Here is a 21,524-nt window from a genome sequence, read left to right on the forward strand (position 1 = left end):
GCCGGCACCGCGAAATGCGCCGCGGCGCATTTTCAAACAGGCCTGCCGCGTCAGTTGGCGGCGGTGGTGCGCCGCGCCAGCAGATGCGCGGTTTCGATGGGGGCGGCGAACGACGTGCCGGTGGCCGTCACTTCGCGCCCCTCGGCCGTAGCGGTCGGCACGCGCACGCCGCGCTGCCACGCATAATTATAGCCTTCGGGCTTCGCGTCGGGGCGGTTGGTCCCGCTCCACACCTTTCCCTCGCCGTCGATCGCGCCGACCAGCACGGCGCTGGGATAGGCCGCGCGGGCCGGTGCCAGGTTCGACGGGTGGTCGAGCCCCTGGTTGCCCGCTGCCAGGATCACCGGAATCCCCCGCGCCGCGGCATCCTGGATCGCGGCAGTGATCGCCGGATCGGAATCGAGCGCGAGCGAGATGTTGATCGCATCCACCCCCAGTTCGGTCGCGCGGCGGATCGCGGCGACCAGCGGCGCGGCGCTCGGCTGGCACGGCGGATTGGCGCCGGCGGGGCAGCCGGCGGGATCGTCGATCCGCAGCGACACGATCTGCACCTGCCGGTTCGCCGCGCGCGCCAGGATCGTGGCGACCATCGTGCCGTGATCGTAGCGCGGCTGGAACGCCGGGCGTCCGGGCTGCGACGCCATGTCATATTCGGCGATCACCAGCGGGGCGAGTTCGGCGGTCTTCGCAACCCCGCTGTCGATGATCGCGACGCGGGGGAGGGGCGCCACCGGCTCGCCGGGTGCGGCGGCGCAGAGCAGCGCGGACAATGGCAACAGATACGACTTCATGGCCCCCGACCCCCCGGTCAAAGCGACAACGCGATACGCCGCGTATCCCCGGCATAGTGCCGTGTTTTCAATTCCGTACAAGGACGGAAGTCAGTTTTGCGACGAACCGGACAGCCGCTCTTCGGTGGGGGTGAAGGCCGATCGTGCGCCGGGCCGTTCGGGCACGTCGGTCGCGAAATAGGCGACGCCGGTGCCGTCCGCGCGATCGACCCACAGCCCGGACCGCAGCGCATAGGCCTCGCCCGCATGCCCCATCCGTGCGCGCCCGTCGGCGAACAGGCCGTCCCGGCACCCGGCGCGCGCGGTCGGCAGGAAGGTCACCGCCAGCCCATAGCTGCAATAGAACCCGCCGGTCGTGTCGCCATTGCTGCCGTCAAAGGTCCAGAGCGGCGTCTCCAGCAGGCGCAGGGATCGACGCGACAACAGCCGCACGCCGCCCACCTTGCCCTCGCCCAGCAGCATCTGCCCGATCCGCGCCAGCCCGCGCGCGGAAATGCGCAGGCCCCCCTGCGGCGCGAAGATCGCGCCATTGGCGCCGGCGCGCCATTGGCCGAGGTCGCAGCTGCCGTCGCGCGCCGGGGTGACCGGGCAGGCGGGCGGGGCGCCGTGGTGGTCGTCCTTCACGGCCACGCCCGCGCGGTACAGCACCACTGCGCGCGCCGCCGTCTCCGGGCTGCATGCCGCCCAGTTATAGCATCCCGCGATCCCCAGCGGGCGCAGCACCAGCCGGTCCATCAGCCGGTCGAACCGCTCGCCCGTCGCGCGCTCCATCACGGCGGCGACGACCGGGAAGCCGAAGTTGGCGTAGCGAAAATAGCTGCCGGGCGCGTGGTCGCGGTCCCATGCGCGCGGGTCTTGCAACACCGCGCGCATGTCGGCGTCGAGCGGCAGGACGTAATCCAGCGTGTCGGTCAGGCTCGATCGGTGCGACAGCAGCAGCCGCAACGTGATCGGTGCGTCGGGAAAGGCCGGGTTGCGCAGCCGCCAGCCCAGGATGGTGGAAACATCGGCGTCCAGATCGAGCGTCCCCGCCTCCACCAGCCGCAACACGCCGATCGCCGTCACCAGCTTCGAGATCGACGCCACCCGCACCGGATCGTCGGGCGTCACCGCGCGATTGGCGGCGGCATCGGCCAGCCCTTCGGCGACCACCGAAACCTCGCCCTTCCGGTCAAACGCGACACGCACCGTGGCGGCGGGAACCGGCGCGGTCTGGGGCAGGGCGGCGAGCAGCAGCGCGGGGAGCAACATGGCGCCACGATGCCCGGCGCTTCCCCTTTGCGCAAATAGCGATAGGGTGGGGAGCCATGAACCTTCGCCATATCGAGATTTTCCACGCCGTCTATGTGAACGGGTCGGTCAGCGGGGCGGCGCGCGCGCTCAACGTCTCGCAGCCTTCGGTGTCCAAGATGCTGCGCCACGCCGAATCGCTGCTGGGCTTCCAGCTGTTTCAGCGCACCAATGGCCGGCTGGTGCCGACCGAGGACGCGCATGTCCTGTTCACCGAAGTCGCCGAGATCCAGGACCGGGTCTATGCGCTGCGCGAGGCGGGCAAGAATCTGCGGCGCGGCACGGGCGGCATGCTCCGCGTATCGGCGCTGCCCTCGCTCGCGCTCCAGGCGCTGCCCACCGCCGTCGCGCGATTCCTGCGCACCCACCAGAATGTGCAGTTCGATCTCCAGACGGTCCATCACGACGACCTGCTGCGCAAGCTGTTCGAACGCGAGACCGATATTGCCATCGCCTATGAAGTTCCCCCCGCCGCGCCGATCGACCATCGCGCGCTGGGCGAAGGCGAGCTGGTGGTGCTGTACCGCGAACAGGACATGCCCGCTGCCCCGCCGCGCGTGGATCTGGAGTGCCTGCGCGGGCAACGCTTCATCAGCCTCGCGACCAGCGGCCCGATCGGCCAGCTGTTCAGCCAGGAAGTCCAGCGACAGGGGATTCCGCTCGACGACGTCGTGCTGGCCCGGACCTTCTACATCGCCGCCGCGCTGGTGCAGCAGGGCGTAGGGATGACGGTGGTGGACAGCTTCACCGCGCAGGCTTCGCTCGTCCCCGGCCTGTCGATGCGCCCGCTGCGCCCGCCGCTCACCTTCGGTGTGCACGCGATGTTCCTGCACAACCGCCCGCTGACTGCGCTGGCGACCGATTTCCTCAAGACGCTGCGCAGCGTGATCGACGTCCCCTGAAAACTGGCCATAACACCCGGCTATGGTCCGGCGCGCACACGCTATGCGCAGAGTAATGGGCTCCGGCGATAGGGTTTGCGAACCATGATACCTGCTCCCTATCTCCTCTATCTTGGCCACAGCAACGACGCTGTCGGGATCAAGACTTCGCGTGGCCTCGCCATCTTCCGTCCCGAGGATTGCGTCGGCGAATTCCGCTATGACGATTGTCGGCTGACGCTCGACCTGCCGCGCCTGACCATAATGGAAGCGGCGGCGGCGGGCGCGCGGACGCTCGTGCTCGGCATCGCCAATTCGGGTGGCACGATGGGGGCCGATCTGGTCGCCGACGCGCTCGCCGCGCTGGAGGCGGGGATGAACGTCGCGGCGGGGCTGCACCAGCGGCTGCGCGACGTGCCCGAACTGGCGGCGCGTGCCCGCGAACTGGGGCTCCAGCTGTTCGACGTGCGCGATGCCCCGGCGGACCTGAAGGTCGGTAACGGCTATGCCCGCGCCGGCCACCGGCTGCTCACCGTCGGCACCGATTGCTCGGTTGGCAAGATGTACACCACGCTGGCGCTGACCCAGCGCCTGCGCCAACGCGGCATCCCTGCCGATTTTCGCGCGACCGGCCAGACCGGCATCCTGATCGCCGGCGCGGGCGTGCCCGTGGACGCGGTGGTCGCCGATTTCATCTCGGGCGCGATCGAGCAGCTGGCGCCCGCGCGCACCGACGATGGCTGGGACCTGATCGAAGGGCAGGGGTCGCTGTTCCACCCCTCGTTCGCCGGGGTTTCCACCGGGCTGCTCCACGGCGCGCAGCCCGAGGCGCTGGTGTTGTGCCACGATCCGGCGCGCGAGCATATGCGCGGGATTCCGGGGCGTGCGCTGCCGGGCCTGGCCGAATGCCTGGCGCTCAACCTGCACATGGCGCGGCTGACCAGCCCCGCAGTGCGCGCCGTGGGCGTGTGCCTCAACACCTCGACGCTGGATGCCGCCGCCGCGCGCGCGCTGTTCGACAGCATCGAGGACGAACTCAACCTGCCCTGCACCGATCCGATCGCCTTTGGCGTCGATCCCATCCTGGACGAGCTTCTGTGCCAAGAACCCTCCGCGCGCAGCACCGCAGCTTCGCGCTGAGCCGTCCGTTCCGCATCTCGCGTGGGGTAAAGACCCAGGCGGATGTGGTCACGGTGGCGATCGAGCAGGACGGCGTGATCGGGCGCGGCGAGGGCGTGCCCTATGCCCGCTATGACGAGAGCATCGACACCGCGCTGGCCGCAATCGAGAGCGTACGCGGCGCGATCGAGGAGGGCGTGGACCGCGCGGGGCTAGAGGCGCTGCTGCCCCCCGGCGCCGCACGCAACGCACTCGACTGCGCGCTGTGGGACCTGGAGGCGCGGCAGGCGGGGCGCAGTGTCGCGCACTTGATCGGCGCACCCGAGCCCGTGGCACTGGCCAGCGCGCTGACGATCGGAATCGATAGTCCCCCGGCCATGGGAGCAGCGGCGCGCGCCGTCGCGGACGCGCCGCTGCTGAAGGTCAAGGTCGATGCGACGGCGCCCGACGCGCAGATCCGCGCGGTGCGCGATGCGGCGCCGGATGCGCGGCTGATCGTCGATCCCAACGAAAGCTGGAACCGCGCGCTGCTGGAGGGGGTGCAGGCGCTGCTGGTCGAATTGCGCGTCGATTTGCTCGAACAGCCGGTGCCCGCCGCCGACGATGCGTGGCTGGAGGGATTCCCGTCGCAGGTGCCGATCTGCGCCGACGAAGCGGTGCATGTCGCCGCCGACCTGGACGTGATCGCGCGGCGCTACAGCCATGTGAACGTCAAGCTCGACAAGGCGGGCGGCCTCACCGCCGCGCTGGAACTGGCCCATGCGGCGCGGGCGCGCGGGCTGGGCCTGATGACGGGGTGCATGGTCAGCTCGTCGCTGTCGATCGCCCCGGCGCTGCATGTCGCGCGGATGAGCGATTTCGTGGACCTTGACGGGCCGATCTGGCTCGCGGAGGACTATCCGGGCGGCGTGCGTGACGATCACGGCATGTTGTCGCCGCCGGTATCGGGATTTTGGGGAACGCCATGAAAGCTGTGCTGCTGACGGGAATTGCGGCGCTGACGCTGGGCGCGGCGCCGGTGCCGCCGGAGAAGGTGGACCTGCTGATCCGGGGCGGCACGATCTATACCGGATCCGACGCGCCGTTCGTCGGCGATGTCGCGATCCGGGGCGACCGCATCGTCGCGGTGGCGCCGCATGTCGATGCCAGCGCCACGCGCACCGTCGATGCCAAGGGGATGATCGTCGCCCCCGGCTTCATCGACGCGCACACCCATATGGGCGCCGATCTGGCGTCGGACGATCCCGCCAAGCGGCTGATCCCCGCCTTTCTGATGCAGGGCGTGACCACCGCGTTCATCGGCAATGACGGCGGCGGCGATCCCGATGTCGCCGCGACGCTGGCAAGTGCGGTGAAAAAGCCGGTCGGCATCAACTATGCCACCTATGTCGGCTTTGGCGCGGTGCGCGAAAAGGTGATCGGCGAGGACGACCGCGCGCCCACGCCCGCCGAGCTGGAGACGATGAAGGGCCTGGTCTCCACTGCCATGTGCCAGGGCGCGATCGGTTTCTCGACCGGGCTCTTCTATGCCCCGCAGAGCTTTTCCAAGACCGAGGAAGTGATCGAACTCGCCAAGGAAGCGGGCAAGCGCGGCGGCACCTATGACAGCCATATCCGCGACGAATCGAGCTACACCGTCGGGCTGAAGGCGGCGATCGACGAGGAACTGCGCATCGGACGCGAGGCGCACATCCCCGCGCATATCGCGCATATCAAGGCGCTGGGCGTCGACGTGCAGGGCCAGGCGCCGCAGATCATCGCCACGATCGAGGCCGCGCGCAAGGCGGGGCAGAAAGTGACGGCGGACCAGTATCCGTGGTCCGCCAGCGGCACCAGCCTGGTCGCGTCGCTGATTCCGCTCTGGGCACAGGATGGCGGGCGGCCCGCGCTGCTCAAGCGGTTCGACGACCCGGCGCTTACCGAAAAGATGCGCGCGGGAATTACCGAGAACATGCGCAAGCGCGGCGGCGCGGACAAGCTGCTGATCGTCGGCGGCAAATACCGCAACCAGACGCTGGCCGACGTGGCCAAGGCGCGTGGCGAAGACGCGGTGACGGCAGCGATCGCCGCGATCCGCATCGGCGACGCGGGCGTCGTCTCGTTCAACCAGAGCGAGGCCGACATCCAGGCATTCATGCAGCAGCCCTGGGTGATGACCAGCTCCGACGCATCCGGCGGCCACCCGCGCGTCTATGGCAGCTTTGCGCGAAAATACGCGAAATATGTCGTTGCCGATCACGCGATCACGCTGCGCCAGTTCATCGAACGCAGTTCGGCGCTGACCGCCGACACGTTCCAGCTCACCGGGCGGGGACATCTGCGCAAGGGCAATTTCGCCGATGTCGTGGTGTTCGATCCCCGGAGCTATGCGTCGCGTGCGACCTATGAAGCGCCGACCGAGCTGGCGGCGGGCGTGCAGACCGTGGTGGTCAACGGCGTGCTGGCGGTGGACAAGGGCGCGATGACCGGCAAGGCGGCGGGCCGCGCGCTGCCGCACACGCCGACGCCGGGCACGTGCCGGTGATGCTGGAGGTTTCACCCTCACCCTTCAGACGCTTCGCGCCTCCTTCCCTCTCCCAATGGGAAGGGTGAGGGTGAGCGAAATGCTAAAACACTGGTTCGCCACGCCGCTGTGGAAGCGCGTGCTGGGCGCCCTGCTGCTCGGGCTGGTATTTGCGTTGGTGTGGCCCTCCGCCACCCCCGCCGTGCAGTTCATGGGCGACCTGTTCGTCCGCGCGATCCGGATGCTGGTGGCGCCGATCGTGCTGGTGACGATCGCGGCGGGAATCACCTCGCTTGCGGACCCGAAGCGGCTGGGCGGGCTGGGCGGGCGTACCGTCGGGCTGTTCGCGGCGACGACGGCGATCGCGGTGTCGGTCGGGATGCTGGTCGCGGCGATCGTGCGCCCCGGCATCGGCGCGCCGCTCGGCACCGCCGCGCCGCACGCGCTGGGCGAGGCAGTGACGCCGTACCAGCAACTGATCAACATCATCCCGCTCAACATCGTCGATGCGCTGGCCAAGGGCGACATGCTCGCGCTGATCTTCGTCGCGATCCTGGTGGGCGTGGGCACGGTGCTTGCGGGTGAACCGGCCAAGCCCTTTGCCGCGCTGCTCCAGTCGACCTCGGCGGTGCTGCTCAAGATCGTCGGGCTGGTGATGGAGGCGACGCCGTTCGGCGTGTTCGCGCTGATCGCCAATGCAGTGGCGGCCAACGGCGCGGCGGTGTTCGTTCATGTCGGTTGGCTGGCGCTGGCGGTGGTGCTGGGCTCGCTGATCCAGATCGTGCTGGTCCACAGCCTGATCCTGCGGCTGCTCGCCCGGCTGCCCGTGCTGCCCTTCTTTCGCGGCATCGTCGATGCGCTGGTCGTTGCCTTTTCGACGGCCTCCAGCTCGGCCACGCTGCCCGTGGCGATGCGCGTGGCGGAGAAGAATCTGGGCGTGGGGCGGGGCGTATTTTCCACCGTGCTCCCGCTGGGGGCGAGCATCGGCAAGGACGGGACGGCGATGTATGTCGGCCTGCTCAGCATATTCGCGCTCCAGGCGTTCGGCACCCCGATGACACCGCAGGTCTATGGCACGGTGCTGCTGACCGGCGCGCTGGCAGCGTTCGGGACGGCGCCGGTGCCCTCCGCCTCGCTGTTTATGCTAGCGGCGGTGCTGTCGGCGGTGGGCATCGCCCCGGAGCAGACTGCGCTGGTCGTGGGCTTCGTCCTGCCGTTCGACCGGCTGCTCGACATGACCCGCACCGTGCCGAGTGCGAGCGCCAATCTGGTGGTGGCGACGACTGTGGCGCGCTGGGAAGGCGAACTGGACGAAGGCGTGTACCGGGCGCCCGACGCGGCATAAAACCGATTTGGCGGTAATGGCACGCCCATCGCGCGGCGGTGCCGCTATGCTCGACCCACACAGGCGGAGGGACAGGGCGATGGCAGTAAATCGGGACATGCAAATCCTGGTCGTAGACGATTCTGCGACGATGCGACGGATCATGCGTAACCTACTGATGCAGATCGGATTCTACAATATCGACCAGGCGAGTGGCGGGGTGGAGGCGCTCGCGATGCTGCGCGAAGGCAATTATGGCCTGGTTCTCGCCGAATGGACCATGGAGCCGATGAGCGGCCTCCAGCTGCTCCACGAGATCCGCAGCGACCCCAAGCTCAAGGACCTGCCCTTCATCATCGTGACGGCGGACTCGAATACCAGCAATATCATCGCCGCCAAGGATGCGGGTGCCAGCAGCTATATCGTGAAGCCGTTCAACGCCGAGACGCTGAAGGTGAAGATCGCGGGGATATTTGGGGACTTCTGACACGGACTGGCGGATGGAGTCCGGCATTGTTCGGACCGCGCAAAGGGGGGCGGTCGGGACAGGGCGGTTGGGGTGTCAGGCCATAACGGTGGCGGCGGCTGTCGCCCCAGTTGCCGGCGTTCGTTGAGGTGGTTCAGCCTCCGTCAGCGAAGAAATTGACTAGCTTGCGCACCCCCCACCACGTTCCTGCCAGCAGAAGCGTTAGCGCAGCTAAGGCAACATAGAGGGCCGTGTTGTCCGGCTCACAGGGACGCGGTCGTCCCTCGCATCCTCCTCCTGATTGTAGGACGATCACCATCATCGGTAACCCGATGAACAGGAAGACCGCGAACGTTGCAAGCACACCGGCGACTGCTCCGCCGCTTGGCAGCCAGCTTTTACCGGAACGTTTCATGCAGAAAGTATGCGAGCCCCAGTGTTGATCGTCAACGTCAGCTTCCCACCAACCCCGCCATTCGGCTGGGAACAAAACCTACCGCAGCGCCACGTCCCGCCCGGAAACCCACACCCGCGCCACGCGGTATAGATCCTCGATCCGCGCGTCCGGCTGGCCGTCGATCAGGACCAGGTCGGCGCGCTGGCCGCGGGCGATGCGGCCATGGTCGGGGTGGCGGCTGAGGATGCGGGCGCTGTCACTCGTCGCGGCGCGCAGGGCCTGGGCGGGCGTCCAGCCGAGCTGCACCAGCAGCCGGATCTCGCGCAGCGCTGCCGATCCCCGGTACACGCCGGGAATGCCGGTGTCGGTGCCAATGCCGATGCGGATGCCCGCTGCCTTCAGCGTGCGGATATTGTCGCGCATGATGGCCCAGCGCCGTGCCTCCAGCGCGCCTGGCGGCACGATCGGCTTGGCCAGCCGCGCCTGTTCGCGTGCCAGTGCGGCGGGATCGAGCATCGCCCATTCCTGTGGCAGGAATGCGCGGTCGCTCTGCGGCTCGTACACCGCCAGTGTCGCGACATAGGCGGTGTGGTGGCGGCGCATCAGGCGGATCAGTTCGGCGTCCACCGGCGCGTCGCCCACGCCATGCGCAAGCGAGTCCACGCCCGCCCTGGCCGCGATCTTCGCGCCTTCCAGCGTGACGGTGTGCGTCATCACCGGGATGCCTGCGCGGTGCGCGTCGGCGACGATGGCGGCGAGCGTCGGCTCGTCGATCGACGGGCGATCCGCGTCGCGGCCATAGCGCCAGCCATCGGCAAACACCTTGATAAGGTTCGGGCGATAGGGCAGCGCCTGCGCCATCGCGGCATGGGCTTCCGCCGGGGTGGTCACCTGGAGCGTGATGCCATTGGTGAAGGCGCTTTCGGTGCCATGCCCGTGCGGCACGCCCAGCCGGATCGCGAGCATCAGGTGTGGCGCCGCGGCGCCCGTCGCCTCCAGCGCGCGGATGCCCGCCAGCATCGGCCCGCTGACCGAAAATTCGTTCACCGACGTGATGCCGTGCGCCAGATAGGGGCGGTAGGTCGCGCTGAGCGCGGCGGGCGACGCGAACGCCTCGGAGGGTGTGTGGATGTGCAGGTCGTGCAGGCCGGGGAGCAGGGTCTTGCCCGTACCGTCGATCACCGTCGCGCCGGCGGGCGCCTTCAGCCGGGTGCCGACCTTCGCGATCCGGTCGCCGCGCACCAGCACGTCGCGCACGCGCGCAGGGCTGCCGCTGCCGTCGAACACGCGGGCGCCCCGGATCAGCGTCTCCGGCTCGGGCGCGGCGGCCATCAGCAGCGCGGCGGCGATCGTCGCGCACAGCGGCTTAATCCAGTTCATTTCGCCAGCACCTCGTCGAACAGCGCGATCGTCGCGCGATAGGCCGCCAGCCAGTCGGCAGTGCGGAAGAATTCGTGGCGCTCATTGGGGAACACCAGCTCGCGATAGGGCACGCCGCGTGCGCTGAGCGCGCGGGCGAGCAGCATCGACTGCGCGAAATCGACATTCTTGTCGTCGTCGCCGTGGACGATCAGCACCGGCGAGCGCCACTGGTCGATCGCCCCCATCGGCGAGGATTGCCATTGCAGCGCGCGCGCCGCCGTCTCCGCTTCGGGCGACAATGCCTTGTCGACCGGGCGCACCAGCGTGTGGACACCGTGGAAATCGGCGCCGGCCTTGAACAGGTCGCTGTTGCGGGCCAGCGCCAGCGCGGTCAGGTATCCGCCCCAGCTGCCGCCCCAGATGCCGATCCTTGCCGCATCCACATCGCCCCGCGCCGCCAGCCAGCGCCCGCCGGCCAGCACGTCGCGATATTCGCTGGCGCCGTCGCGGGCGATGCCCGGCGCATCGCGGAATGCCAGGCCATAGCCGGTGCCGCTGCGATAGTTGATCGACAACACGGTATAGCCGCGCGCGGCCAGCGCCTGGTTCATCGCATAGGCATTGGAATAATAGCCCATCGGGTGGAAGCCGAGCAGCATCTGCCGGCGCGGCCCGCCATGGACGAAAATCAGCGCCGGACGCTTGCCCTTGCCCGCACCCCGGAACAGCTGGGCATGAACCTCCACCCCATCCTCGGCGCGATAGGTCACTGCCTCGGGCGGAATCGCGCCGCGCAGCACCGGCGCGGCGTGCAGCGGCGCCAGCCGGTCGGCGAGTGCGACATGCGCCGGATGCGATACGTCGCTGGCGATCAGCGCGAGCGTGTCGCCGGCGAAGGTGGGAAAGCTCTCAATCCCCGTGCCGCGCGTGATCGCCACCGGCGCGCCACCCTTGAGCGGCACGCGCCACAGATGCCGCCGGTCGATATCGCCGGCATTGGCGGCATAGACGAGCGCGCGGCCATCGGGGGCGAGCAGGAAGGTCTCGACCTCGAACGCGCCCGGCGTCAGTTCGCGCGGCGTGCCGCCCTTCGCCGCGTCGATGGCATAGGGATGCAGCCAGCCGCTGCGCTCCCAGGGAAACACCAGCTGGCCGTCCGCGCTCCAGAACAGGTTGCGGCTGCGCGTGCCGGCATATCGCCCGCCAGTGCCCGCAGGAGCCGTCCACAGTACGCGCGTCGCGCCGGTCGCAGTATCGGCGACGCGTACCGACCAATAGCTGCCCGGGCCCGCCACGGCATCGGCGGGCGGGTCGAGATAGCGGATGAACGCCACCTGCGCGCCATCGGGCGAGAACACCGGCTCGACCGCATAGCCCAGGCCGGGCTCCAAATAGCGCAGCGTCCCCGCCGCGATATCGAACAGCGCGACAAAGGCGTGATCGCCCCGGCTCTCCACGAACAACAGCCGGGTGCCATCGGGCGAGAATTGCAGCCGCGCGATCGTGCCGGGCAGGTTCGCGACCTTGCGCACGGCGGCGCCGTCCCACAGCCACAGCTCGCCGCGCCGGCTGAATGCCACCTGCTTGCCATCGGGCGAGAACACCGGCGAATGCCCGTCGCCCAGCACCACCGGCGGCTCCGCTGCCGTCAGGGTGGCGAGCAGCACCTGTTGCCGGGGCGGCAGCGCATCGGCGGCGGTGTTGGGGATCGACCCGTCGGGGAACTCCTCATCGCCGCCGCGCACATAGGCAAGGCGCGCACCATCGGCACTGAGCGCGGGGTCGTAGAGCAACTGGCCGTCGTCCGAAGGCTCGGCCACGATCCGGCGGGCAGGCGCGCCCTTGTCCGCCACCCACAGGCTGCGCGCGCCGCCGCTATTTTCCACCCAGGCAAAGCGCGCCACGTCGCGCGCGCCGGTCAACTCGCTGGCGAGCGGCAGCGCGAGCGCCTCCGCCAGCCGATCCTGTGCCCATGCTGTCGGCGCGCCAAGCGCCAGTCCCGCCGCGCAGAGCAGCCCAATCCATTTCGCCATGGTCCAATCTTGCAGGCCTGGTCCGCTGCCCACAACCGCCTGCGAACCCCAGCATTCCGCAGGGTTATGCCCGCGCCAACGCTCTGAATGCACGCGCCGTGGTTGCCCCGCGCGCACGCGGCGCTAGGCTCTCCCCCCATGAGAACCCCGCTTTTCGCGCTCGCGCTGGTCGCCGCATCGCCCGCTTTCGCCCAACAGGCGCCGCAGGACCTGTCCGCGCAGGTCCAGGCAAAGCTGGCCGAGGCGCCGGCGGGCACGCGCTTCGGGCTGGTGGTCGCCGATGCGGACGGGCGCGAGATCGTGGCAATCAACCCCGACGGGCGCTTCATCCCCGCGTCCAATACCAAGATGTTCACGACTGCCGCCGCCTGGTTCACGCTGCCCGGGCTCGACCAGCCCGACGTCGCGGGGGGCGCTTCGGTGCGGCTGGAGGGCGGCGACGTGATCCTGGAGGGGCGGGGCGACGCCCGCCTCTCCGGTGCCGACGATTGCACCGTGAATTGCCTGCGCGACCTTGCCGACGCGATCGCGGCGAAGACCCGCCGCGTGCGCAACGTGGTGGGCGACGACACAATCTTCCCCGATCAGCGCTGGAGCCCCGGCATGAGCTGGAACAACATCCCCAGCGCGTCGGGCACCGGCGTCTCCGCGCTGACGCTGGACGACAACGAACTGGCGCTGCGCGTCGTGCCGGGGCCGGTGGGGGCGCCGCCGATGGTGACGGGCGCCGAATACTTCACGATCGACAATCGCGCGCTGACCGTCGCGTCGGGCGCGACCGGGATCGGCTATGATCGCGATCCCAACAGCCGCACGCTGCGGATCACCGGCAGCATCGCGGCAGGCGCCGAGCCGCGCAGGCTCAGCCTGGGCATCGACGATCCGGCGCATCATGCCGCGTGGCGGCTGGCGCAGATGCTGCGCGCGCGGGGCGTGGCCGTGACCGGCAATGTCGAGGTGCGGCACCGCCCGACCATGCCCGAGGATGACCCCGAGCAGCGTGGCGGCGCCCCCGTGCCGCGCCCGCCTGAGGAACCGGCGCTCGCCCGGCTGGTTCCGCCGCCGCTTGCCGAGGATATTCGCCACATCAACAAGGTCAGCCAGAACCTCCACGCCGAACTGCTGCTGCGCCGCGTCGGCAAGCGGGTGGGCACCGGCGGGATCGCCGACGGCCAGGTCCAGGTCCGCGCGATGCTCGACGCCGCCGGGGTGCCGCGTACCGCCTATGACTTTTCCGACGGCTCGGGCATGTCGAGCTACAACCGCATCGCCCCGCGCGGGACGGTGAAGATGCTGCGCTGGATCGCCGCCCAGCCCTGGGGTGCGGCGTGGCGCGACACGCTGCCGGTGGGCGGCGTCGACGGCACGCTGAACCGCCGGTTCAAGGGCACGCCGCTGGAGGGCAAGGTCTTCGCCAAGACCGGCACGCTCAATGCCACCAACACGCTGTCGGGCTATATGATCGCCAAAAGTGGCCGGACGCTGACGTTCTCGATGCTGGCGAACGACGTCGCCCCCGGCGTGCCCGCCACGCGGATCATGGACGCAGCACTCGTGCTGGTGGCGGAGGCGAATTAGGGGGCTGCCCCTTCCCGTGAAGGCGAGATAGTCGCATCGTCCCGACGTCCCCCTCACCCTTCCGCCGCTTCGCGGCCCCCTCCCTCTCCCCTTGTGGGAGAGGGAGGGGGCCCGCCGCCGCAGGCGGTGGGAAGGGTGAGGGGGAAGAGGAGCTGGAATCCTGTTATTGACCCACCGATATACGAACCATATACGTTTCGTATATTCCATCTTGTAAAGGCCTCCCATGGGTATCGTGAAAATCGACGACGCGCTGCATGAAGAGGCCCGGCGGGCCAGCGCGGTCATGTGCCGTTCGATCAATGCCCAGGCCGAATTCTGGATGAAAATCGGGATGCTGGCCGAGGCCAATCCCGCGCTGTCGTTCAATGACATCGTCAAGGCGCAACTCGATGCCGCGCAGGCGTGCGACGCGGCGGCGCTGGCTCGCTGACATGGTGAAGACTCCGGACGAAATCGCGCTGATGCGGATTTCGGGGCGGCTGCTCGCCTCGGTGTTCGAGATGCTGGACCGCGTGGAACTGGCCGGCATGGCGACCATGGCAGTGAACGACCTGGTCGAGCATTTCATCACTGCCGACCTCGCCGCGCGCCCGGCGAGCAAGGGGCAGTATGGCTTCAAATATGTGCTGAACTGCTCGATCAACCATGTCGTGTGCCATGGCGTGCCCGATGCGGAGGCGATCATCCGCGACGGCGACATCATCAACCTCGACATCACGCTGGAAAAGAACGGCTTCATCGCCGATTCGAGCAAGACCTACCTTGTCGGCACTGTCGCCCCCGCCGCGCGTCGGCTGGTGCAGGTGACGCAGGAGGCGCTGTGGAAGGGGATCGGCGCAGTCCGCCCCGGCGCGCATCTGGGCGACATCGGCTTCGCGATCGAGCGGCATGCGAAGAAGCACGGCTATTCGGTCGTCCGCGACTATTGCGGCCACGGCATCGGCCGCGAGATGCACGAGGAACCCTCGGTCCTGCATTTCGGCAAGCCGGGGACCGGGCTGAAACTGCGCGAGGGCATGGTGTTCACGATCGAACCGATGCTCAACCAGGGCTCGCGGCTGGTGGAGACGCAGGACGATGGCTGGACGGTCGTGACCCGCGACGGCAAGCTGTCGGCGCAGTTCGAACACACCGTCGCGGTGACGGCGACGGGGGTGGAAGTGCTGACGTTGCGCGCCGACGGGCGGTAGGGGAAGCGCGGTTAGCCCGACCGCTCGACCGATTCGTAGCTCTGACGCACGCGCGGATTTTGTTTCAACAGACGCGCGAGGCGCACTTTCTGAGCCCTGTCGAACATTCCCCAGGCAAAAATGGCAGCTACCAGCAGCGAGCCGAGCAGGTTTCGTCCACTTCCCGTCATGTACCCGAGATAAGCGAACCAAAGCGAAGTCGCGATCATCGGTAGGCCTAGCCAAAACGCGAGGCCCAGTTTTTCGGGCAAGGCGGACTTCATGCGTGCCAATCCTTAACTGGGTGCGAGCACGGATAGCATGATGCGCTTATGCCGTGCGTTCCGCAATTGAGGGATGGCAGCTGGGGGGGCGTTGACCGGCGCGCGATGCCTGTGCGCGGCGCGTCAGGAGCGCTTGAATATGCTCACTGCGCCCAAACCGCCGAACAGCACGCCCAGGAGTATCCACACGACCCAATTGTCACCGCGAAGGAAGTTGAAGATGCCCAGCGCGAGAAAAATCACGCCGATCAGCGGAAAGCCTTTTTGCTGTAGCTGACTCACTGCTCTTATTCCCTTCTTCGCCACTGGTGTGATGACGCAGCTTCGAGGCTGAATACCTGCGACGCGAAGCTATGCGCAGCATCAGCCTTTCGTCAAACGCTCGCTATTGCAGCTGCTGCTTCTGTCGGCGCCTCACCCAAATGCCGCCGCCACCGCGTCCCCCGTCTCGGGCCGGAGCACGAAGATTCCGCTGTCGAAATGCCGCGTCGGATGCACCCGGTTCGTCAGCAGCGTCCACGCGATCCCGCGCCCGAAATCCACCCACAGCCCGGTGCCGGTAAAGCCGGTATGGCCGATCGTCTCGTCCGAACAGGCCTGCCCGCCCGACCAGCCGGCGAACTTGCGCTCCCAGCCACAGGTGCGGTGCTCGTAGAAGGGCGTGCGGATCGCCTCGAGCATCGCCGGGCTCGCGCCGCTGCCGTCGAGCAGACCGGCGGCGAAATCGAGCACCCCGTCGACCGTGCCGAACAGCCCGGCATGGCCGGTCTGCCCGCCCATCGCGGCGCAATTCTCGTCATGCACTTCGCCCTTGAGCACGCGGCCCCGCCACATGCAGCGCTCGGTCGCGACCGCCGGGCCGGGGGGCGGGCCATAGCTGAGACCCGGCCCGAGCGGCCATTCGCCCAGCGGCTTGCCCGTGATCCGTTCGATCGCGATGCCGAGCAGCAGGAAGTTGATGTCCGAATAGACCGGCGGCCCGTGGCGCCATTCGCGCTGGAGCACGAACGCGCGCAGCCGCGCCGGATCGTCGCCATAGGTGTAGATCGGCTCGACCGCCGGAAAGAAACTGCGATGCGCCAGGCAGTCGCGAAAGGTCAGCCGCCGCTCGGACGCGTTGGCGACGTCGTACTGGCGCAGGTCCGGGATCGCATCGGGCAACGGGCGATCGAGGTCGAGCAGCCCCCGGTCGGCCAGTTGCAGGATCATCGTGGTGGTCGCCACCACCTTGGACACCGAAGCGAGGTCGAACCAATGCGCGCGGGTCAGCGGCTCCGCCTCGGGCACCAGCGCGGCCATGCCGGCATGGGTCACATGGCGCTGTCCCCCGGCGGTGACGACGCCCAGCGTCGCGCCGGGAATGCGCCCGGCGGCGATGGCGGCGGCGGCAGGGGCAAAGGCGGCGTCGATCATGCGGGGTCCTGTGCGGGGCGGTCGTCGGGGCGCGGCTTTGTCCGCGCGAGGAACGGCAGGAATGCCAGCGCGGCAAGGCTGATGATGCCCGATGCGAGGAAGAACATGTCGAAGCCGCTATAGCCGGCCCGGTCGAGGTCGGTCACCACCTTGCCCGCCGCGCCCGACAACAGCCGCGAGAGCAGGAACGCGAAACCCGACAGGAACGCATATTGCGCCCCCGGATAGCGCGGGTTCACCAGCATCGAGAGATAGACGACGAACACTGCCCCCGCCATGCCGTTGCCGAACTGGTCCAGCGCGGTGGCGACGTACAGGGTCAGTTCGTTCTTGGGCATGTGCGCCAGCCACACGAACCCGAAATTGCCGAGCGCAGCAAAGAACGCGCCGATCGTCAGCGTGACGCCCCAGCGCCAGCGCGTGACCATCCACCCGCCCAGCCCGACGCCGATCACGCTGGCGGCCAGCGCCACCACGCCGTCCGCGCGCCCGATCTCGGTCTTGGTATAGCCAAGGCCCAGGATCATCGGCTTGGACAGGTTGAGCGCCAGCACGTCGCCCATCCGATAGACCGAGACGAAGCCCAGCACCGCCAGTGCCATGAAACCATAGCGCCAGAAGAAATCGACATAGGGCCCGATCGCGGCGGAACTGCGCAGCGGCGAGGTGGGGGGCGCCTTGATGATCCGGGGCAGCGCCAGCGCCATCAGCAGGAACGGCGCCATCGCGACCGTGAACACCAGCGGCTTCACATCGGTATTCTGGTCGAAACCGATGCCCGACGCGCCCGACAACAGCGCCCATCCGACCCCCGCCGTCACCAGCACCGCCGCACCCAGGATCAGCGCGCTGGCGAGCAGCCCGGTGCCCAGCGCGACCCAGCGGCCGCCGCCGTGCTGCGGATCGGGGCGCATCGCGCACAATATGGGGAAGGGCAGGAACGCGGCCACCGCGATCGCCAGATAGGCGCCCGGCCACCCCAGCGTGGGCATGTCGGCGATGAGCAGCGCGCCGCTGCCCGCCGCGACCATCGCGGTGCGGTATCCCCACAGGTTCGATGCCGCGATCGGCCCCTGTTCCTCGGGTGTTGGCGCCAGTTCGATGCGCCAGGCATCGGCAGCGACTTCCAGCGTGGTGGTCCAGAACGCCAGCAGCACCGCGAACAGCGCCGTGACCGAAAGGTTCGCGTCCGACGCCGTCACTGTCATCGCCAGCATCGACGTAAAGATGCCCAGCTGGGACAGCATGATCCACCCGCGCCGCTTGCCCCAGAAGCGCGCAAAGCCCGGCACGTCATGGCGATCGAGCAGCGGCGCCCACAGGAACTTGAAGGTCGGCAGCAGCTGGACCCAGGCGAAGAACCCGATCAGCGTCAGCGCCACGCCATGTTCGGTCAGCCGCGCCGACAGCACAGTGGAAAACATGTAAAAGGGCAGCCCGGCGGAAAAGCCGAGCAGGGTGTACAGCAGCATCCGGGGCAGTCCCGGCGCGATCGGCGCGGCGGCGCCGGCGGGGGAAGCGGTCAAGACATCACGCCCATGCAGGCAGGCGGCAGGTGGCTCGGCATCGAAAATCCCCCAGGGTGCGGCATCGTCCCTTGGGTCGCCCTTCGCGATTTTCCAGTCAATGCCCTCGATTGTTGCCCCAAGGGCACGTTTCAAGGGCGAACATTCCAGCGGGCTATGGCTGCTGCAACAGAAACTATGGCGCGCTGCAACATTCTTGTTACTTAATGTCGTGGATTTCCGCGCGGGCAACGCGGAGCCAAAATTGGGGGAATATAATGGCTGGTTACGCGTTCAAGACTCTGCTGGTTTCGGGGACGGCGTTCGCCGCGCTCGCGGCGCTTCCGGGCATTGCCCAGGCGCAGACCAGCGACACCACGCCCGAGGCTACGACGCCCACCGGCGCAGTGCCCCAGGTCAGCGAAGAGGATGAGCGCCGCAGCCGTCGCGACGAGATCCTCGTCACCGGATCGCGCATCCGTCAGGACCCGAACAACAGCGCGCTGCCGCTCCAGATCATCAGCAACAAGGAAATCGAGCGCGAGGGCATTTCCAGCCCCGAACAGCTCGTCATGTTCCTGAACAGCAACGGCTCGGGCGCGGACAATCTCGCGTCCAACGCCGACGTGACCACGGGTGCCCAGCGCGGCACTAACGGCCTGTCGGCAGCGAACCTGCGCGGCCAGGGCTCCGGCGCCACGCTGATTCTGCTCAACAACCGCCGCGTTGCGGCGCACGGCCTGTCGGGCTCGGCGGTCGACGTGAACCAGATTCCGTTCGCCGCGATCGAGCGCATCGAAATCCTGAAGGACGGCGCCTCGTCGATCTACGGCACCGACGCGATCGGCGGCGTCATCAACTTCATCACGCGCAAGGACTATAAGGGCCTGAGCGTCCAGGGCTTCACCGACACGACCGAACAGGGCGGCGGCAATATCTATCGCCTGTCGGGCGTCGCCGGTTTCGGCGACATCGACGAAGACGGTTTCAACGTGATGGGCGCAGTCGCCTATAGCTGGAACAACATCCTGCGCGGGCGCCAGCGCGATTTCGTCAACGGCAACCAGCCCGATCGCGGCCTGACGATCGATACGCGCGGCACGCCGGTGGCGACTGCGTTCAACATCGGCGCCAATGCCGCACAGAACCCGCGCGGCACGCTGCTCACCGGCCTCACGCTGACGGCCCCCAATGGCGCCAATGCGGCGGCGGGCGGCATCAACCCGCTCGACCTGCCGGGCGGCGCGGGCTGCGAATCGATGGATGGCGGCCTGAACTACGATTATGCGCTGTGGAACGCGCCGACCGCCTATTATGCCTGCGCCTGGGACACGGGCCGCGTCGCGGTGATCCAGCAGCCGATCAAGACGCTGACCTATTATGCGCGCAGCGTGTGGCGCTTTACCGGCGACCATCAGGTTTCGTTCGAGGTGACCGGGTCGGACGCGCATTCGGCCAAGAGCTTCTCGAACGCGCAGCTCAGCGCGAACACCACCAACCTGCCGATCGCCTATCCGCTCAACGCGACCACGGCGACCACCTACAACAGCGTGTTCAACGCGATCCGCTCGACCTTCGCGGGCAACGCCGCACAGACGGCGGCGCTGGACGCGCGCTATGGGCTGCCGATCGCGTATCGCTGGCGCTGCGAGGTCTGCGGGCCGCGCGAGTACATTACCGACACCGAAACCGTCCGCGCGACGCTGGCGTTCGAAGGGCCGCTGTGGGGCGACTGGGACTATCGCGCCGGCGGGTCCTATGCGCGCAGCGAGTCGCGCTCGACGCTGGGCACCGGCTATTATTATCGCGGCACCACCGGCACCGGCGCGTGGGACACAACGGCGCCGAAGGCGGCTGGCACCAACGGCTATGGCCTAGTCGGCGTGATGAACAGCGGCCTCATCAATCCGTTCAGCGTCGATCAGTCGGCGGCGGGGCTCGCTGCGCTCGAATCGGTCTCAGCCTATGGTGCGACGCTGTACGGCGGCCAATATGAAGTGAAGCAGTTCGACGGGTCGATCTCGGGCTCGCTCTTCCCCGTCTGGGGCGGCGATGTGAAGGTCGCGGCGGGCGTCGACTATCGCCGCGAAGTCTATTCGTTCAACGGTTCGGATGCGGCTGCGGCGGCGGCACCGGTGATCTTCCTCGCCGCGTTCGACAACGTCAACGCGCTCAAGAAGAAGGAGCGCACCGTCAAGGCGGCCTATGCCGAAATGCTGGTGCCGCTGCTGCCCGGACTGGAGATCACGGCGGCGGCGCGCGTCGACGACTATACCGGCTTCGGCGCGACCACCAATCCGAAGGTCGCGGTCAAGTTCCGCCCCTGGGACCCGATCATGTTCCGCGCGTCGTACAGCACGGGCTTCCGTGTGCCGACCTTCAACCAGATCTTCAACGGCGTCACCGAATCGCCCTATCTGGGCAGCGACCTCGCCGATCCGGTCAAATGTCCGGGCGGCGTGCCCAACACGACCAATCCGAATTGCGGCTATATCCGGCCGGAAATCCTGACCGGCGGTCGTTCGGACCTCGGACCGGAGAAGTCGAAGAACCTCAACATGGGCGTCGTGCTGCAGCCGACGCGCAACTTCAGCGCCTCGGTCGACTGGTGGTCGATCAGCGTCGACGACACCATCCAGCTGCTGACGCTGCGCCAGCTGATCGACAATGCGTCGCTGTTCGCCGACAATTTCGTGCGCGATCCGGCCACCAACGAAGTTGTCTCCATCGACGATCGCTGGGTCAATGCGGGCGCCCGGCGGACCCAGGGCCTCGATGTGACGCTGCGCGGCGCGGTGGAAGCGCTGGGCGGGCGGTTCTCCGCCGGGCTCGACGGCACGCTGCTGCTCAAGAAGCGCGAGAAGCTGACCGCCAATGCGCAATATGGCCCCAGCCTGATCGGCGTGTTCAGCTATGCCGGCGATCTGGGCAACAAGTGGAAGCACACCGCCTTCATCAGCTATTCGGACAAGGACGTCGCGCTCTCGTTCAGCCAGATCTTCCGCAAGGGGTATCGCAACGGCGCGCTGCCCGGCATCGCGGCGGGCACGATCACGCGGCCCGAATATAACAAGTATGTGAAGGACTATATCGTCTACAACGCCTCGCTCAGCTATCTCGGCATTCCGGGGTACAAGCTGACCATGGGCGTGCGGAACGTGTTCAACACCGATCCGCCCTTCGCGATCACCTATGACGGCAACTCGGGTGCCGGCGGTTCGTGGGAACCCCGCGTCGCCGATCCGCGCGGCCGCAGCTTCACCATCTCGGCGGAGGCAAAGTTCTAAGGGCGCTGTCGCTGTTCTCCCGCGAAAGCGGGAGCCCAGGGCCACGCGCGATGCGCTCTTGGCTCTGGGCCCCTGCTTTCGCAGGGGAACGGATCAACCGACAAGAGCCGCGACGGGAT

18 protein-coding genes are annotated in these 21,524 nt (G+C 68.1%); 10 read left to right on the forward strand and 8 right to left on the reverse strand.

Translation table 11 applies throughout. From position 1 onward, the window contains the following. Window positions 1–50 precede the first annotated feature (50 nt). Together ACG3SL_RS01380 and ACG3SL_RS01385 are read right to left on the reverse strand one after the other, a co-directional pair. Complete coding sequence (locus tag ACG3SL_RS01380; RefSeq protein ID WP_448663354.1) at window positions 51–791, reverse strand: S8 family peptidase; 741 nt, start codon at window positions 789–791, stop codon at window positions 51–53. A gap of 90 nt (window positions 792–881) precedes the next feature. Beyond that, entirely contained in the window at window positions 882–2,042 is a 1,161-nt protein-coding gene (locus ACG3SL_RS01385) for a serine hydrolase domain-containing protein (RefSeq protein WP_448663355.1), read from the reverse strand. Between the two features lie 56 nt (window positions 2,043–2,098). Here ACG3SL_RS01385 and ACG3SL_RS01390 point away from each other — a divergent pair, with 56 nt between their 5' ends. The 6 genes from ACG3SL_RS01390 to ACG3SL_RS01415 all read left to right on the forward strand — a co-directional run bounded on the left by ACG3SL_RS01390 (window position 2,099) and on the right by ACG3SL_RS01415 (window position 8,395). After that, window positions 2,099–2,983 (forward strand): LysR family transcriptional regulator, encoded by an 885-nt coding sequence (locus tag ACG3SL_RS01390; RefSeq protein WP_448663356.1) that lies wholly within the window; start codon window positions 2,099–2,101, stop codon window positions 2,981–2,983. Window positions 2,984–3,067: 84 nt separating this feature from the next. Then, on the forward strand, window positions 3,068–4,102 hold the full coding sequence (dgcN, locus tag ACG3SL_RS01395) for an N-acetyltransferase DgcN (protein ID WP_448663357.1): 1,035 nt from the start codon (window positions 3,068–3,070) through the stop codon (window positions 4,100–4,102). Further along, window positions 4,060–5,049: an N-acetyl-D-Glu racemase DgcA gene (dgcA, locus tag ACG3SL_RS01400; RefSeq protein WP_448663358.1), complete on the forward strand. Its 990-nt coding sequence runs from the start codon at window positions 4,060–4,062 to the stop codon at window positions 5,047–5,049. The genes dgcN and dgcA overlap by 43 nt, the downstream gene beginning before the upstream one ends. Further along, complete coding sequence (locus tag ACG3SL_RS01405) at window positions 5,046–6,605, forward strand: N-acyl-D-amino-acid deacylase family protein (protein WP_448663359.1); 1,560 nt, start codon at window positions 5,046–5,048, stop codon at window positions 6,603–6,605. The genes dgcA and ACG3SL_RS01405 overlap by 4 nt, the downstream gene beginning before the upstream one ends. A 79-nt stretch (window positions 6,606–6,684) precedes the next feature. Next, the gene (locus tag ACG3SL_RS01410; RefSeq protein ID WP_448665212.1) at window positions 6,685–7,929 is read left to right on the forward strand and encodes a dicarboxylate/amino acid:cation symporter; all 1,245 of its coding nucleotides are present in this window, start codon (window positions 6,685–6,687) and stop codon (window positions 7,927–7,929) included. A 97-nt stretch (window positions 7,930–8,026) separates the two neighbouring features. Beyond that, on the forward strand, window positions 8,027–8,395 hold the full coding sequence (locus tag ACG3SL_RS01415; RefSeq protein WP_448665213.1) for a response regulator: 369 nt from the start codon (window positions 8,027–8,029) through the stop codon (window positions 8,393–8,395). 472 nt (window positions 8,396–8,867) lie between these two features. On the opposite strand, the gene ACG3SL_RS01420 is transcribed toward ACG3SL_RS01415, so the two are convergent. Together ACG3SL_RS01420 and ACG3SL_RS01425 are read right to left on the reverse strand one after the other, a co-directional pair. Further along, a complete protein-coding gene (locus tag ACG3SL_RS01420; protein ID WP_448663360.1) occupies window positions 8,868–10,151 on the reverse strand; it encodes an amidohydrolase family protein in 1,284 nt (427 codons plus the stop codon). Next, complete coding sequence (locus ACG3SL_RS01425) at window positions 10,148–12,166, reverse strand: S9 family peptidase (protein ID WP_448663361.1); 2,019 nt, start codon at window positions 12,164–12,166, stop codon at window positions 10,148–10,150. Before ACG3SL_RS01425 ends, ACG3SL_RS01420 begins: the two co-directional genes overlap by 4 nt. Before the next feature lie 138 nt (window positions 12,167–12,304). On the opposite strand from ACG3SL_RS01425, the gene dacB reads away from it, so the two are divergent. The 3 genes from dacB to map all read left to right on the forward strand — a co-directional run bounded on the left by dacB (window position 12,305) and on the right by map (window position 14,937). Further along, entirely contained in the window at window positions 12,305–13,744 is a 1,440-nt protein-coding gene (gene dacB / locus ACG3SL_RS01430; RefSeq protein ID WP_448663362.1) for a D-alanyl-D-alanine carboxypeptidase/D-alanyl-D-alanine endopeptidase, read from the forward strand. 226 nt (window positions 13,745–13,970) lie between these two features. Further along, a complete protein-coding gene (locus tag ACG3SL_RS01435) occupies window positions 13,971–14,177 on the forward strand; it encodes a ParD-like family protein (RefSeq protein ID WP_448663363.1) in 207 nt (68 codons plus the stop codon). A 1-nt stretch (window position 14,178) separates the two neighbouring features. Further along, window positions 14,179–14,937, forward strand: coding sequence for a type I methionyl aminopeptidase (map, locus tag ACG3SL_RS01440; RefSeq protein ID WP_448665215.1), 759 nt, complete (start codon window positions 14,179–14,181; stop codon window positions 14,935–14,937). Window positions 14,938–14,948: 11 nt separating this feature from the next. Here the strand turns inward: map and ACG3SL_RS01445 are convergent, their stop codons facing one another. From ACG3SL_RS01445 to ACG3SL_RS01460, 4 genes are all read right to left on the reverse strand, one after another. Then, window positions 14,949–15,200 carry a hypothetical protein gene (locus tag ACG3SL_RS01445; protein ID WP_448663364.1) on the reverse strand — a complete coding sequence of 84 codons (252 nt, stop codon included), beginning with the start codon at window positions 15,198–15,200 and terminating at the stop codon, window positions 14,949–14,951. 123 nt (window positions 15,201–15,323) lie between these two features. After that, complete coding sequence (locus tag ACG3SL_RS01450; RefSeq protein ID WP_448663365.1) at window positions 15,324–15,482, reverse strand: hypothetical protein; 159 nt, start codon at window positions 15,480–15,482, stop codon at window positions 15,324–15,326. A gap of 132 nt (window positions 15,483–15,614) precedes the next feature. Then, the gene (locus tag ACG3SL_RS01455) at window positions 15,615–16,613 is read right to left on the reverse strand and encodes a serine hydrolase domain-containing protein (protein ID WP_448663366.1); all 999 of its coding nucleotides are present in this window, start codon (window positions 16,611–16,613) and stop codon (window positions 15,615–15,617) included. Beyond that, window positions 16,610–18,139, reverse strand: a complete 1,530-nt coding sequence (locus ACG3SL_RS01460) for a permease (protein ID WP_448663367.1) — start codon at window positions 18,137–18,139, stop codon at window positions 16,610–16,612. Before ACG3SL_RS01460 ends, ACG3SL_RS01455 begins: the two co-directional genes overlap by 4 nt. 257 nt (window positions 18,140–18,396) lie before the next feature. On the opposite strand from ACG3SL_RS01460, the gene ACG3SL_RS01465 reads away from it, so the two are divergent. Then, window positions 18,397–21,405 (forward strand): TonB-dependent receptor domain-containing protein, encoded by a 3,009-nt coding sequence (locus tag ACG3SL_RS01465; RefSeq protein WP_448663368.1) that lies wholly within the window; start codon window positions 18,397–18,399, stop codon window positions 21,403–21,405. Window positions 21,406–21,524 lie beyond the last annotated feature (119 nt).

It is taken from the genome of Sphingomonas degradans (genome assembly GCF_053502645.1).